This is a genomic window from Massilia sp. LMS1-1-1.1 (genome assembly GCF_040815535.1).
GTDB lineage: Bacteria > Pseudomonadota > Gammaproteobacteria > Burkholderiales > Burkholderiaceae_D > Janthinobacterium > Janthinobacterium aestuarii.
Genome location: NZ_JBFPNG010000001.1, coordinates 267524 through 283104, shown reverse-complemented (window position 1 = coordinate 283104; position 15581 = coordinate 267524). Strand labels below are relative to the sequence as shown.

8 protein-coding genes and 1 pseudogene are annotated in these 15581 nt (G+C 57.8%); 6 read left to right on the top strand and 3 right to left on the bottom strand.

What is annotated here, in order from left to right; all coding sequences use genetic code 11:
• Positions 1-30 precede the first annotated feature (30 nt).
• The 5 genes and pseudogenes from MRBLMS1_RS01345 to MRBLMS1_RS01325 form a co-directional block, all read left to right on the top strand.
• A complete protein-coding gene (locus tag MRBLMS1_RS01345) occupies positions 31-6894 on the top strand; it encodes an RHS repeat-associated core domain-containing protein (RefSeq protein WP_485877315.1) in 6864 nt (2287 codons plus the stop codon).
• 1 nt (position 6895) lies between these two features.
• Positions 6896-7570, top strand: coding sequence for a hypothetical protein (locus MRBLMS1_RS01340; protein ID WP_485877313.1), 675 nt, complete (start codon positions 6896-6898; stop codon positions 7568-7570).
• 101 nt (positions 7571-7671) lie between these two features.
• Positions 7672-9351 (top strand): RHS repeat domain-containing protein, encoded by a 1680-nt coding sequence (locus tag MRBLMS1_RS01335; protein ID WP_485878936.1) that lies wholly within the window; start codon positions 7672-7674, stop codon positions 9349-9351.
• Between the two features lie 22 nt (positions 9352-9373).
• Positions 9374-9598 (top strand): hypothetical protein, encoded by a 225-nt coding sequence (locus MRBLMS1_RS01330; RefSeq protein WP_485877311.1) that lies wholly within the window; start codon positions 9374-9376, stop codon positions 9596-9598.
• A gap of 338 nt (positions 9599-9936) precedes the next feature.
• A pseudogene (locus tag MRBLMS1_RS01325) lies at positions 9937-10305 on the top strand (IS21 family transposase); the annotation flags it as partial.
• 879 nt (positions 10306-11184) lie between these two features.
• Here MRBLMS1_RS01325 and MRBLMS1_RS01320 read toward each other — a convergent pair.
• Entirely contained in the window at positions 11185-12663 is a 1479-nt protein-coding gene (locus MRBLMS1_RS01320) for a hypothetical protein (protein ID WP_485877310.1), read from the bottom strand.
• 174 nt (positions 12664-12837) lie between these two features.
• On the opposite strand from MRBLMS1_RS01320, the gene yddG reads away from it, so the two are divergent.
• Positions 12838-13743, top strand: coding sequence for an aromatic amino acid DMT transporter YddG (yddG, locus tag MRBLMS1_RS01315; RefSeq protein WP_456149988.1), 906 nt, complete (start codon positions 12838-12840; stop codon positions 13741-13743).
• 93 nt (positions 13744-13836) lie between these two features.
• On the opposite strand, the gene MRBLMS1_RS01310 is transcribed toward yddG, so the two are convergent.
• Both MRBLMS1_RS01310 and MRBLMS1_RS01305 read right to left on the bottom strand, forming a co-directional pair.
• A complete protein-coding gene (locus tag MRBLMS1_RS01310; protein WP_034755607.1) occupies positions 13837-14124 on the bottom strand; it encodes a hypothetical protein in 288 nt (95 codons plus the stop codon).
• 65 nt (positions 14125-14189) lie between these two features.
• Positions 14190-15548, bottom strand: coding sequence for a Vps62-related protein (locus MRBLMS1_RS01305; RefSeq protein ID WP_485877308.1), 1359 nt, complete (start codon positions 15546-15548; stop codon positions 14190-14192).
• Between the last annotated feature and the right edge of the window lie 33 nt (positions 15549-15581).

The following is a 15581-nucleotide window of genomic DNA, read 5'->3' as shown; positions in this document are numbered from 1 at the left end:
TGCATTCATGTGCATCAGGAGAATTTTTTCGTGCTTTTTGTTAAAAAAATAATCACACCCCTGGTGGACCTTTGTCTCGCTCTATTCCTGTTGTTGGCCATGCCCGCCTTGCATGCTGCTCTCCCGGAGCCCAACGACGGGGCGCAGTTTATTTCGCAGAGCGTACCGCTGTCGATGGTCAGTGGGAAGAACTATCCCGTGTCCATCATGATGCGCAATGTGGGAAATACCAAGTGGACGAATATTTATCAACTGGTTTCTGCGAATCCCGAGGCAAATACAACCTGGGGTACGCAATCGGTGCAGGTCGATTCTGACGTTGGCAGGCAAGGGCAATATACATTCACTTTTAATGTCGTCGCACCACAGGTCCCAGGAAATTACAATTTCCAATGGAAAATGCAGGGCGATCAATCCTTCGGCGGTCCATCGACCAATCTGGTGATCAACGTTACGCCGTCGCAAAATACGCATCCGGACTTCACGAACCCACCCAGTGCAAGCGAGGCGGGTGTACTCCTGACCATGCTCAATCTGTTGCTGGATGACGATACGCCGGAAGTGACGCCTCCAACAACCCCCACCTTGCCACCGAATCCCGACGACTCGCCCGTCTGGATCGGTAATTTGGCACAACTCAGTAACGCCGATACCGGCGCCCTGTCGGGCACCATGGGCGTCGGCAATGGCGCGGCCACTTACAATCTGCCCATCGCGTTGCCACCTGGCGTAGCGGGAGTACAACCGAGTTTGAGCCTCAATTACAGCAGCACCGACACCGGTGGCGTGGCGGGCCTGGGCTGGAGCGTGGCGAGCGTGTCGAGCATCGACCGCTGCGGCCGTAACTTTGCCATCAATAACACCACCGACGTGGCGCGCTTCCTGCCGGCCGACCGTTTGTGCCTGGATGGCCAGCAGCTGATCCTCATCAATGGCAACCATGACAACGACAGCGACTATTGGCGCGACGGGGCCGAGTACCGTACAGAAATCGACACGTTTAGCCGCGTCCGCGCGACGCTCGCGAACGGCCACCGCAGCTTCACGGTAGAAAACAAGACTGGCCAAACATTGACCTACGGCGACCGCGCCGATACCTATTTACTGGGCCAAGGTCGCTCTGATGGACTGGCGCACCGCTGGTGGCTGTCGGGCAGCACGGACCGCTCGGGTAATACCGTTGGCTATTGGTATAACCTTGATGCGGCAAGCGGTGAAAGCCGGCTGGCCCAGATCCGCTGGGGCGGTAACACGCGTTCCGGTCAGGCGATGATCATCAAGGCCGAGCTGCAGTATGAAACCCGGCCCGATGCGCAGGTGGCCTATGTGTCCGGCAGCCACTTCGACGCACGCCTGCGCCTGAAAAGCATCGTGACCAGCACCGATACGCAAGCAGACGGTAGTGGTGGCACGCCGGCGCTGCGGTATAACCTGGCATATGAATTGAGTGCCAGCAGCGGGCGCAGCCTGCTCAAGACGGTACAGGCATGCGATGCCAGCGGCGTGTGCTTGCCGACGACGACGTTTGACTGGGGCAAGAAAAATCCGAATGCGCCGCGCGCTTTTGTCAGCCTAGGCGGCGTGCGCCAGGGACCGAATTTGATGGCGATGGGCAGCGATGCCGCGTGGTTCAGCAATAGCCCGCAGGGCATGCTGGCGTTCGGCGACTTCAACGGTGACGGCAAGACTGACATCATGGAGCGTTACCGTGTCGCCGCCAACAACTACCAGCAACGCCTGTTCCTGTCGAATGCCGATGGCAACGGCTGGACGGTCTCGACGCCGATGAACAGTATTTCGGGCCATGTGATGGAAACCGGCGACTTTGACGGCGACGGGCAGCTCGACCTGCTCGTTGCTGACCAGCCACTCGGGCAGTACCGTATCAGTAACTGGCGCTTGTGTCATTCGCGCCTGAGTACCGGCGGCGGATTTGTCTGCAGTACCACGCTCAGTTTTCCTACCGATGCTTTCAACATTTTCTCGCCACCGAAACCATCGCGCATGGTGGGCGACTTCAATGGCGACAACCGTGACGACCTGATGCTCTCGGCCGGCGATATGCATGGCGACAAAAAATACAAATGCATGTCGACGGGAAGCGCGTTCGATTGTAGAGCGGTCAACGGTACCAATGAGGATATGCTCATTGGTGACAGCGCGAGTCAAGGAAACGGACGCGTAGGCGCGCACCCGAATGCCGACATGGACGGCGATGGACGGACCGAACAGGTCATGCTACAAGGCTGCTTCTTCGAAGGAGTGGATCCTCTGGTGAGGCCTCCGAAGAACACATGGGCATGCCCGGCAGTGGGGGTCAGTGTATACACCCGCAGCCAGGTTGGTACGTTCAATTATTCGTCTGCCTGGTTCCCGATCTCGCCTCTCAATCCAACCCGCGTGCTGGAGCCTGCGACATCGGGAGTCTTGACCAGCGATCTGAACGCCGATGGGTTAACCGACATGGTGTTTGCGGCGGCACTGCTGACTAACAATAGTGAATTTACATCGACCAATGGCTACGTCTGTTACTCCAAAGGGGTCGGGGGAGATTGCCGCGCTTTACCTGCTTCCGGTACTGCTTATTCGCATGAGGTCGTGACACTGGGAGACTTCGATGGCGATGGCGTGGTCGATGTCTTGCGTCCCGCCCATGACACCTGGAACACTGCCAATATCTCCGCCTACCAGTTGTGTCATATAGGCGCGGATGCTACGTCCCATACCTGCGAAGCCTGGACGGGCCCTACCTTTTATACGTATTCTGGCCAGGTAAAGGACACACCATCGCCAGCGAACACGTATCTCATCAAGGTGGAGTCGCTATTCCTGGGCGATTTCAACGGCGACGGCAAGCAGGACATCGTCAGCTATCTGGGGGGGAGCAACTGGGAAATTTCCGGTGCCGCGGACCAGGCCATGCCTGGGCAGGCCATCGATAAGCTGATCAGCGTGACCAATGGTTTGAGATTGGTTGAAAAAGTGGAATATGCCGCTGTCAACGATGCCACCGTCTACCAGGACGTGGCCTACGATATCAGCGGCCAGCCGATCATGCCGGCATATCCGGTCAAGCGCGCCCCGGTGACGCGCCAACTGGTGAAGACGTTCAGCCGCAGCAACGGGCAGGGCGGCTGGCTGACGTCGCGTTATCGCTATGCTGGCAACGCCAACGACGGTTCCGGTCGTGGCAACCTCGGTTTTGCGCGGCAGGATGTGACCAATGCGCAGAGCGGGCATGTCACGACCACCTGGTACCGTCAGGATTTCCCGTTTATTGGCATGGTCGGTGCCAGCCAGACGACTCGGTATGCGCAGGTTGCACCGGTACCTTCAGCGAATGTCCTCAGCGACATGCGCCAGACGCTGAGCCAGTACACCGTCACGCAGGCGAGCAACAAGATCACCCGTCACCCGTTCGTGCAAACCTCGAGCGTGTCCCGGCGCGACCTCGATCAGAGCGACATGGGCAACATCACCACGACCAACCAAGTCGGGGCCTATGGCAACCTGCTCACCAGCACCGTCATCGCCACGGTACCTGGCGGCGACACGTTCACATCGAAAATCGAGAACACGTACGACAGCAACGAAGCCACCTGGCGCCTGGCCGATCTGAAGAAAACGACCGATACCCGCACCTCACCGTCTTCGACGGTCACGCGTACCAAAGCGTATACCTATGATGCGCAAGGTTTGCTGCTGACGGAAACGCAGCAGGAGAACGATGCCACACTCAAGCTGATGACGTCCTATGATCGCCTGAGTAACTTGTCCGGTCTGGTCAACAAGGTGACGCAGAGCTGGTTCGATCCGGCCAGCAACACCGCGCAAACGCGCATTGTCTCGGAAGTGGACTATGACACGCAGCGCCGTTTCCCGATCTCGAAGAAGAATGCGCTGGGACAGGTCGAAACGTACCCATCGTACGATGCCGCCAGCGGCACGCTGAAGCAGCGCATCGATATTAACGGCCTGGTGTACAACCAGACGGTGGATGGTTTCGGGCGCAAGCGCATTGAAACCGCGCCAGACGGCAACGAGACGCGCAGCTACGAGAAGGTGTGCGACGCCAGCTGTCCGGCCGGCGCGGTCGCGATCGCGATCACCGACTACATGAAAAATGGCCAGCGCGTCGCTTTGCCCAAACTGGTGTACAGCGACAGTGCCGGCCATGTGTTGCGCACGCAAAGCTGGGCTTTTGATGGCAAGCTGGTGGTGACTGACAGCCGTTACGATGCGCGTGGCCGCCTGGCTGAAACCTACTGGCCGCGCATCACGGGCGCGGCTCAGGTGTCGGCCAGCCGGTTCGCTTACGACGACCTGGACCGCGTGACGAGTACCGTGACCCGCAACGATGCGGGCCAGGAATTGACAGCGAGTACCGCGTATCAGGGGCTGACCACCGTGCAGACCAACGCCAAGGGTCAGCGCAAGAGCGACACACGCAATATGCAGGACAAGCTGGCCAGCAGTGTTGACGCATTAGGTGGTACCACCACGTACACGTACGACGCTGACGGTAATTTGCTGCGGACCCAGGATTCGGCTGGCAATGTGGTCACGGTCAGCTACGATGCGCTGGGACGCAGGATCGCGCTGAACGACCCGGATCTGGGCAAGATTACGTATGGTGTTGACCCGCTGGGCCAGGTCTGGAAACAGGTCAGCCCGCGGCAATCGGCCACAGGCACCACGACGACGATGCGCTATGACGCGCTGGGACGCATGGTGCAACGCAGCGAGCCCGATCTGATCGGCTACTGGGTTTATGATGTGCTCGCTGGCCAGAACAATTGCGCGGCGCTGAAAAGCTGCGGCCAGCTGGTGCAGGCGTATACGACGGATCTTACCGGCAAGGTCGATTATCGGCGCGAGCACAGTTTTGATGCACTGGGTCGGCCTGTCACCACGACGACCCGCCTGGACCAGGTACAGTCCGCGACTTATAAAGCCACGACCGGCTATGACGCCTGGGGCCGTTTGCTGACCCAGTCCTACCAGCGCGGCAGCGATACGGCGAAGGTATTTACGCAGCGGTATAACGAACGCGGTTATTTGGAAAGCATCGGGCGCGGCGCGCTGCTACTGTGGCAAGCGACTGCACAGGATGCCGCGAACCGCGTGACGGCCGCTACGCTGGGCAACGGCTTGAAGATGGCCCGTGAGTACAACCCGAATACCGGCTACCTGTCATTTGGCACCTTGAACAATGTGCAGAACCAGGGGCAACTGAGCGAATCGTATAACTACGACGCGCTGGGCAACGTGAAGCAGCGCGCGCAATACTGGCCGGGCGCCGGGCTGGTAGGCTTCACGGAAGAGTTCGAATACGATGGCCTGAACCGCCTGACCAGCGCCACGGTGGCGGGCCAGCCGATACAAAACTTCCGCTACGATGGTGTCGGCAACCTGCTGTCGAAGACCGGTGTCGGCACGGGCGACTACGTGTATGCACCGGCGGGCGGGCGCCTGCCGCATGCGGTCAAGTCGATTCCGGGCATTGGCGCGCTCGATTACGACCTCAACGGCAATCTGCTTTCGGGCGCCGGACGTGCACTGATCTGGACCAGTTTCGACATGCCGCGCTCGATCAGCAAGGGCAGTGAGAACAGCATCTTCATGTATGGGCCAGAACACCAGCGTGCGCGCCAGGAGCGCAACGATGGTACGACGACGTACTACGCGGGCGCCATGGAAGTGGAAGTCAAGGGCGGCGCGCCAACTGTCAAAACCTACTGGCCGATGGGGCTGGGCGTGGAGATCGACAAGCCAACGGGCAGTACAGAGCTGAACTGGACGCATCTGGATCGCCTGGGCAGCGTGGTGGCGATCAGCAATGCGGCCGGTGTAGTCAAGGAGCAGCTGGCCTATGACAGCTGGGGAAAGCGCCGCAAGGCTACTGGTGACGGGATTCCGGACTGCCTCGATTGCGTGACGGATAACCGCGGCTATACGGGCCATGAAATGCTCGACAAGCTCGACCTGGTGCACATGAACGGGCGCATCTACGACCCATTGCTGGCGCGCTTCATGAGTGCCGATCCGCTGATCCAGGATCCGACGCATAGCCAGAGTTACAACCGCTATACTTATGTATGGAACAACCCAACGAACCTGACGGATCCCACTGGGTTTGCGAGCGAGGAACTGCCGGAAGAGCAGAAGAAAAGACAACTTGAGGAAACGCAGCGTCGCGACAAGGAAAAGAAGAAAGCAAGTAGCTTAAGCGACAGCGGGAAAGGCGAAAAGTCCACGAATAGTGCTGATAACTCCAGTAATATGGGTGCAAATAGGGTGTCGCCAATTGGGGGAGGCGGCGCGGCTGAGAGAGTTGTAGAGCGGCACCGAAGCGACATGGAGGCTGGTAACGGCGCCGTTTATGAGCCATTACAGCCTGTAGCAGTTGCAGTTACTGGTGCGGCCCTCGGCGGATCCGGCTTCGCCGGGTTAGCCACCACCTCTATTGGTCGGGCATTTTTAGCATTTTTGGGATTCGCGTCTGAGGTGCAAGGACTAGCCGAAGGTGTTCCCTCGACTAGGGGCAGTGCACCACGGTTGCCGCAGGACATAAATGTTAATCCGAAGGCGCCAGCGGCATTGCCGACGAGTCGGCCGATTGGACTGAGTCCTACGCAAAACGCTGAAGCTCAGAGAATTGTTGCCGATATGAAGGCAGCTGGTTACACGGATATTCGGGTCAATCAACAGCAGACTAATGCTCTGGGATCACGAGTCGGTGTTAATCGGCCCGATATTTCTGGAACCAGTCCTGCGGGCCAACGAGTGCATTACGAGCTTGATACTGATTCGTCTAGCCGAGGTGCTGGGCATCAGACCAGAATTAAAGCGAATGATCCTGCGGCCGAAGTCATATTGAAAAGGGTGAATTGAAATGAATGTTGTGGATTTCGGAAAATTATCATCGTCTTTTGGGCTTGTGCAAAGCTCAGCCAAGGTAGTCGCGGAGAGCTTTTTGGCGTGGCAGCAAGAGATTCTGCGACAGTGGGGTTTTGAGCTTAAGTTAGGAGTGCGCCAGGGGAAACTTAGCGATGCACTGAACGCGCTTTATCCTCTGACCGCGCCTATCGTCACGAAATATTTGTTCTGGCCGCTTAATGAGAATTGGACGCTGTACTTTGATAATGGAGTAAACGGAACCGACGCAGGACCACCAAGCGTTCTTTCGTCGAGGCTGGGTGTGGATGCTATGAGGGTGGTGATGGCGGACGAAATCGTCAACCCCTCGTCCGGGCAAGTGACGCAATACCGAGCAACGATTCTTGAGTACTTCTCCAAGGGAGTTGAGCAGCGGCATGTTTTTGTTGCAAATGACGGCGGCAAATGGAAGTTTGGGGAATCTGGCGCACCATTCCCATTTGAAAATACGGCAGCGTATAAGGTAAGGTCGATCAGAGACCGGTTCACTAATGTGATGTTGAATGGCTATCTTAAAGAGTTGGGAGTTGACCTCAGTAACAGTCATTTTTCCGTGATTGAACATGGCCTTGGTTACTTGCTTGAAAAGCACGGCAAGATGCCCGCGAGCTACAAAGAATTTAAGGACTGACGGGGATGGGTGACCCACAGTCGGACCTGTGACAGGGCGGGGCTATTCGGACACGGCCTGGCTGTAGTGGCGGACAACTTGCGCTGGGCAACGGCTTGAAGATGGCCCGTGAGTACAACCCGAATACCGGCTACCTGTCATTTGGCACCTTGAACAATGTGCAGAACCAGGGGCAACTGAGCGAATCGTATAACTACGACGCGCTGGGCAACGTGAAGCAGCGCGCGCAATACTGGCCGGGCGCCGGGCTGGTAGGCTTCACGGAAGAGTTCGAATACGATGGCCTGAACCGCCTGACCAGCGCCACGGTGGCGGGCCAGCCGATACAAAACTTCCGCTACGATGGTGTCGGCAACCTGCTGTCGAAGACCGGTGTCGGCACGGGCGACTACGTGTATGCACCGGCGGGCGGGCGCCTGCCGCATGCGGTCAAGTCGATTCCGGGCATTGGCGCGCTCGATTACGACCTCAACGGCAATCTGCTTTCGGGCGCCGGACGTGCACTGATCTGGACCAGTTTCGACATGCCGCGCTCGATCAGCAAGGGCAGTGAGAACAGCATCTTCATGTATGGGCCAGAACACCAGCGTGCGCGCCAGGAGCGCAACGATGGTACGACGACGTACTACGCGGGCGCCATGGAAGTGGAAGTCAAGGGCGGCGCGCCAACTGTCAAAACCTACTGGCCGATGGGGCTGGGCGTGGAGATCGACAAGCCAACGGGCAGTACAGAGCTGAACTGGACGCATCTGGATCGCCTGGGCAGCGTGGTGGCGATCAGCAATGCGGCCGGTGTAGTCAAGGAGCAGCTGGCCTATGACAGCTGGGGAAAGCGCCGCAAGGCTACTGGTGACGGGATTCCGGACTGCCTCGATTGCGTGACGGATAACCGCGGCTATACGGGCCATGAAATGCTCGACAAGCTCGACCTGGTGCACATGAACGGGCGCATCTACGACCCATTGCTGGGGCGCTTCATGAGTGCCGATCCGCTGATCCAGGATCCGACGCATAGCCAGAGCTACAACCGCTATACTTATGTGTGGAACAACCCAACGAACCTGACGGATCCCACTGGGTTTGCGAGCGAGGAACTGCCGGAAGAGCAGCGAAAAAGGCAGCTCGAGGAACAGCGGCTGTTGGAAAAGAAAAAGGCCGATTCGAGCAACCAGAACGATAAAGGAAACGGCGATAAGTCGAAGCATGGCAAGGATGATTCGGCCAACCAGGGTGCCGATAAGGTTTCGGCAAACAATGTAGTGAAAAGCAATGAAATTATGAGGGCGGTAATTCCAGGGCAGGTGCGGTGGGATGAGGCTCGGACTGATTTTGCGAATGGAAATTATGGAGGGGGGGTATTACACACAGGGCTGATGGTAGGCGAGCAGGTGATGACTGTTCTTACCTTTGGCTTAGGTCAGGGTGGTCGTGCCGCCACACAAACAGCTTTGTCGACAAAGGAAGCGGGAGCGCTTTCAGCGGAATTGGGGAAAGATGCAGCAAGGACTGCAACGCAGATCGCTGCAGAAGGCGGCAAGCATGCTGGTCAGCTAACACAGTTCTTGAAGCAAACGCCTGATCAACTTCGAAAGACGATTGGTTCGTTTGAAAGACAAATCGCAAAGCATGAAGGGTATATAGCTGATCCAGCGTCACACGTTCCAAATTTTGGAGCATTGAGGCCAGAGCATCAGTCGAATCTTCTTCACCATTGGGGACAAGACATTATTCGCCATCGTGAACTAATGTCGATCGCCAAGGATGTACTAAAAGGTCTATGATCTTTTCTCGGAGAACTTTACTATGACAATTCATAAAGATTACTTGCATGATTTAGGTATTTTGCTGAAAGAAATGGCACTGGAGGCGAAGCAAACTGCAGAGTACAGCCAGACAGATTTTGCCGTCGGTTATATGGCAGGATTTCATCGCGTGATTTCTTTGATGCAACAGCAGGCCGAAGCATTTGGCATTCCATTGCAAGAACTGGCATTGGACGGCATTGATCCTGATGCCGAGCTTGTTTGATAAGTCGACTTTGGCCTGACTAAGCTTGGATTTCTGTACGGCGCCTTCTGCAACTGACTCGGCAATCAGTGGTGGATACGTAGGTGCAAAGGCTACGCAGGCGACTGGTCAGATAAATGGGTGCGACCCAGGCATGCAGTGTGTAGTCATACCTGGCCAACGCTTTGACATAACAAAAAATCAGCGTGAAGATCTCGCCAAGGGGGACTTCGTCTCCTTCTTGCAGTCGAGGTGTTGATTTGTACCGAAAACTGAACCACTTAGCGACATAATTGGCATCGAAATTTGACCCACGTTTAGCACACAATCCTACTCACGAGAACGAGTCGGGGATCGGAGTGATTGACTTGGCATTACTAGAAATTATTAGGTGCTGGCACCTTCGGGATCAAGTTCCGTTGAGAGAAATTCCCAGGCGCCTCGGCATCTCACGAAACACCGTCCGGCGCTATCTGCGCTCGGAAACTACTGAACTTGCCTATGCGGAGCGCCAGTCGGCCAGCGCCATCGACCCTTACGCCTTCCAGCTGTCGGGCTGGCTCAAGACAGAGGCGGCCAAATCACGCAAGCAGCGGCGTAGCCTGCAGCAGCTCCACGAGGACCTATTGGAACTGGGATTTAAAGGGTGTTACGACCGTGTCGCGGCGTTCGCCCGACGATGGCGGGAGGGTCAAACGGAGTGGGTCAATTCGGCGCGCAAACGAACAGCTCGACTGACTGTCCTGCTCGAGACGCGAAAAGCGGTGGCGATGTGGGACATGGTAAAGGCGGTAGACAGATCGGCACGTGCCCTTGCCTCGTCTCTATCGCTATAGCGGGACTGATATTACGCTAATGACAGGGTGACAGCGTGGCGCTGAAGATCGGCGTATCCTTAAATTCATCGGAGCGCTTCGATTGCTGCTGTGCTGAAATGAAGGCGTTGTCGCCCAGAAGAATCTGATGACAGGTGCGAGCAAGCGGACTAGTGTCATTCATTCCGGCCGCGACAAACCGGCAATAGCGGATTTTGCTGGTGAGGGTATTTTTGAAGGTGTCGGTAACTGAATGGTTTGGAAAACACCGAAAAATCAACCGCTTAGCAACCTCATTGACAATCGAATGGGAATTAATTCAAGCTCTGTTGAAGTTTCTCCGATGTCCACGTCTGTGAGATTTTCTGAAGCGCACTATTTCTGGCCAGGAATATGAGCAGTCGCTGCCTGAAATGGAAGTGCTGCCCATTGTTAAAATACCGCTGTCTTTTTATTTTTTTCACCTACATATGGTTGTGATACTTTCGGTAAAACTTGGGGCAAACTTGGGGCAATGGAAGATGGCATCAAATCACCTTAGCGCAAAAGATACCGGAAGTTACCCATTTTTCCCCTACGCTGTCGTAGGCTATTGTGATCTATGGTTACTTTGTTTCTAATTCGAAACTTGCACTTCCCACCAAGAATACACACAGAATCAAGGACTTGCGAGAAATTGCAAGTCCTTTTTTGTTTTGCATGTGCTAAAGATAGTTGTTCAGGGCGGCAGCCTGAGTCGTCAGCATGCGCCTCCCGGCATCAAGCCGGGCTGCGGCAATTGCTCGGCGTATGTTAATTACCCACGGCCCGATCCGGGATGATCCACTGGAAATCCGTGAGAGTGAAGGGTGCCAGGCATGAACTCTTGGGGTTGAGCGAGGCGCGCAGGTTCGGGCATTGCGGATTTTGATAGCTGGCCACGCCCGGGGTCATGGCTTTAAAGCTGCTGGGCCAGCCTGCGTTGGCGTGGCAGGTGTAGCAACTGGTGCCGACCGGGTGCGTCACCAGTTCGATGTACGGGTTGGTGGCAACGGGGAGCAGGTCCGGGTTGCCTTTTTCCGGAATGCCGTAGGCTTCCGTCAGCAGATAGTGTTTCCATGGTCCCGTGGCCTGGATGTCGGCCGGGCGGTTGGCGGCATAGGGCATGCTGTCCGGACGGTCCGACCACCACACGCTTTGCAGGCCCCAGCTGGGAATTTCCTTGGTATTGATGTGCATGGCGACCGTGACCAGGTAGTCGCCGGCGCCGAAGGGCTGGCCATTCAGCCAGTAGCTGGCGGCGTTGATGATGGCCTTGTCGGCTTCGTCGAAACTGGCCCAGTCGGCGGCACTCACCTTGTGGTGGTAGAAGTCCTGCAAACCGTATACCTTGGCGGCTTTGGTGATGACGGGCCATGGTGTGGTGGTATCGTGCTTGTACAGGCCGTGCAGATAGCTGACCTTGGCCATCTGGCCGACCTGCTTGCCGTCCGGGTTGATGGCAACGGCCGTACGCCACTTTTCGTAGCCCGCATAACCGGTATATTTGGCGCTGAAGTCGTCGTGCCACACGGGCAATGCGGTCAATCCCTGGGCTTTGACGGGCCAATACATGTGCTTGGTCACGACATAGCTGGCTGGCGCATTCAGATTGTGCACGCGCTTGGCTGGATCGTCCTTGCTGTACAAGGCATCGAGCGTGCTTTGCTTGTAGACGGGCTGTTTCGGGTCGCGGATGAAATCGAGCGCCTCCTTGCTCAGCGATTCCGTCGCGATCATGATATCGCCGTTGAAGGCGAAGTGGATGCCGTCGCGGATGCTGATTTTGGTCTTTCCCCCTTCCGTCGTGCGGACTATGGCGCCGGGATACGCGGCGATGACCTGTTGCGGGATGCGGTAAAACGGTGTGTTTTGCACATTGACGGGAGTCAAAGTGCTCGCCCCCAGGCGGCCCATGCGGCGCTTGGCTGGCTTCACGTCCGCCGTGGCGGCTGCCGCAGTGCCGCTCAACGCCGCGGTGTCGGCGAACGCGTCGGTGCCGTTGGGCCAGGTGTACCAGACTGGCCAGTCCAGGCCGGTGGCCGGCTGCATGATGCCGGCCCACAAACGCCAGCCGTGCGCGCGCACGACGGCGTTGTCGCTTGTCTTTACCGCCATCTGCAGCGCGCGGGTTTCTGCCGGTTCCAGATAGCCATAGCCTTTGGGGAAGGGCTGGTAGGCGGGCGTGCCGGCGGCTGCGGTGGCGCAGAACAAGACGGCGAGGCTGGCGGACACTAACTTGGGAGCGGACATGAATGCACCTGTTTAAGTTTGGTTACTGGAATATAGTATCCGCAAATAATTGATGAAATCTCAATAATTGTCACCGCTGATTGCCCTGGCGAACGACACCGTGTATGGTCTCGCAAGCCCAGCGCCTGGCTGGTGCCGCCGGGCGTTTGATTGCCTCACCTGAATGACATACACATGAAAAATACCAACAAGGCCACCCTGACCGGACTGGGCGCCATTCTGCTGTGGAGCTCGATTATCGGGCTGATCCGCAGTGTCACTGACTTGCTGGGACCCACGGGTGGGGCGGCGATGATGTACAGCGTGGCGTCAGTGTTCCTGCTGCTGTCCGTGGGTTATCCGAGGCTGAGCGAATTTCCGCGACGCTACCTGGTCTGGGGCAGTGTGCTGTTCGTTACCTATGAGCTGTGCCTGGCGCTGTCGATCGGTTATGCGAGCACGGCGCGTCAGGCCATCGAGGTGGGCATGGTGAATTATCTGTGGCCGACCTTCACCATTGTTGCGGCCATCCTGTTCAACGGGCAAAAGAGCAATTTCCTCATCGTGCCGGGTTTCCTGCTGTCCGTCGCCGGCATCTGCCGGGTGCTGGGCGGCGAGCAGGGCTTTGACGTGGCCGACACCGTGGCCAATGTGCGGAGCAGCCCGCTCAGCTATGGCCTGGCCTTCGCGGGCGCGCTGATCTGGGCCGCGTATTGCACCGTGACGGCGCGCCTCGCGCAGGGCAAGAATGGCGTGACCCTGTTCTTCATCCTCGTTTCCATCAGCTTGTGGACCAAGTACCTGCTGCAAGGGGGCGGCCAGATGGCATTCACCGCCGAGGCCATCATCTATCTGGTCCTGGCCGCGGGCGCCATGGGCTTTGGCTACGCCGCGTGGAACGTGGGTATTCTTCACGGTAACGTCACTATCCTGGCTGGCGCCTCGTATTTCATCCCCGTGCTGTCCGCCGCGCTGTCGTCGCTGCTGCTGCGCACGCCGCTGTCACTGGCCTTCTGGCAAGGCGCTGCGATGGTGTGCGGCGGTGCCATCCTGTGCTGGCTGGCGACGCGGGCGGGACGTGCCAGGCCGGTCATCAGCTAGCACTAGCCGAAACACGCCGCCGCGCAACCGGCCAGGCGGTGCGGGCGGGGCTATTGACGCCTGCGCCATGCGGGCAGGATCAAGGTATCGCCATCAGAAAGTCCTGCAGCCCGGACCGGGAGCGAGTCCCCACGACTTGCCGAAGCTGCCCCGCTTGCACGCTTCAAGCGTGAGATTGGGCCTGGATTTGCCGCTGCATTGCCGCGCGGACCAGCAAGGGGCGTGGCCTTGCTGGTCCGCGGCGGCATCTTTCTCTGCCTTGGTGGTGGCCGGGCTGGCCGCCGCATTTTCCTTGGGTGTTTCCTTCTCCTGCTTGGCGGCACCCGCCATGGAAACGGCCGAGATCAAGGCGACAAGGCAAAACAGACGTTGCAGTTTCATATAAACCTCCTGGTTGGATGAGAAATGTCAAACACACTGTTGTACTGCTGGGAAAGAACGGCGATTCAATTTTCCATGGCTTCTGGTGGGCTCGCCTTGTCCGGTGGCGGAATGTTGGTGCGGTCCTGATTCCGGTAGGCGATGGGCCTGATCTGCGTCCCATCCGAGCGCGTCACCACCAGGTCGGTCAGCAATTGCCATTGCCATACACGCGCCGTTTCCTTGAAGATCAGCTGTTCCGAATATTCGACGCTGGTCTCTTCCGTGCGGCCGCTCAGCTGCGTTAATGAAAATGTGTTGGTCATGGAAAGGGATGCCGAGGCGGTGGGACCTTCGAACACGGCACCGACCTCGACATTCGTGGTGATCGACGTCGACCGTTCGAAGGTCGTGGATTCTTCCTTGGTCACGCCGACGCGGTAGGTTGTCGTCGTGGTGCCGCCCCCGGTCGGCGATAACACGTTGTAGCAAAAGTAATACGGCTGGGCGGCGATGAAATAGAAGGGCGACGTGTATGGCTGGTCGGGTACGTTGCTGGCGTCACCGGGGATGGCGGTAAACGGGACGATCACGACTGGGCTCAAGCCGGCCTTCAGCTTGTGGTTGACCACAATTGCCGGGTCCAGCTCCGGCCGTGGCGGGCCGGGAAAATCAAATGGCTCCACGTCGAGGCAGGCCATGGGCAGGCGCAAGTAAAATGCCGGCAAGCTGCCATAGGTATACGCCAGTGGCGACAAAAGGACGTATCCGTCCTGAACATCCTTCCATTTGTCCGGGCGCGCCTTCGGCGCTTCCACGCTGCCGCTGCCTTGCCATCCGTGTTCTTGCCATACGCGGATCTTGTCGACGGAAATGCACAGGTCTTTTCTCACGCACCAGTACTTGCTTCTGTCTGGTTCCCTGGCGTTAAAGCAGATGCCAAGCGCGTAATAGCCATCGGGCGCAATGGGCTGCCAGTAGCAGATGTCCCGGGGGTTTTTGGAGCCTCTGTCATTGACCAGAAAACGGAACCCCGTCGGATGCGCCAATGCGGGACCCAGGGCGGACGGCGGCGCTTCCGGGCACGGTGACAGGTAAAACATGGGAGATGCCCGGGGCGGCTGATACGGTGGAGCCAGTCTGGTGGACACCGCGATGTCGCCGACGGGCAGGCAATTCGCATCGCGCTGCCCGCTGCCTGTGAAATGGTAAAGGCCGATCCACGGCATGTTGTTCAGGTCGGGGGGGAACGTGCTCAGGTCCAGTTGGCTCCATACTTCGGTGAACTCATCCGGCTTGGCCAAAGTCAAACAAATTTCACCGTAGCGCACCGCCGTCTTTGTCCAGTCCCTGGCGCGCACCGCCTTGACGATGGCGGCGTTCGCCTTTTCATTGTGCGGAGCCAGGGCGGGGGCGAAGGTGGCATCGTTGTTGTCGTTACGCATGGGTGCAGAACTCCGTCGAGAGTAGGAACCGGT

Bases quoted from the DNA above. Each gene is read 5' to 3' on its own strand.
- MRBLMS1_RS01305 (WP_485877308.1), bottom strand. From the start codon at position 15,548: ATGCGTAACGACAACAACGATGCCACCTTCGCCCCCGCCCTGGCTCCG.
- MRBLMS1_RS01320 (WP_485877310.1), bottom strand. From the start codon at position 12,663: ATGTCCGCTCCCAAGTTAGTGTCCGCCAGCCTCGCCGTCTTGTTCTGC.
- MRBLMS1_RS01340 (WP_485877313.1), top strand. From the start codon at position 6,896: ATGAATGTTGTGGATTTCGGAAAATTATCATCGTCTTTTGGGCTTGTG.
- MRBLMS1_RS01335 (WP_485878936.1), top strand. From the start codon at position 7,672: ATGGCCCGTGAGTACAACCCGAATACCGGCTACCTGTCATTTGGCACC.
- MRBLMS1_RS01310 (WP_034755607.1), bottom strand. From the start codon at position 14,124: ATGAAACTGCAACGTCTGTTTTGCCTTGTCGCCTTGATCTCGGCCGTT.
- MRBLMS1_RS01330 (WP_485877311.1), top strand. From the start codon at position 9,374: ATGACAATTCATAAAGATTACTTGCATGATTTAGGTATTTTGCTGAAA.
- yddG (WP_456149988.1), top strand. From the start codon at position 12,838: ATGAAAAATACCAACAAGGCCACCCTGACCGGACTGGGCGCCATTCTG.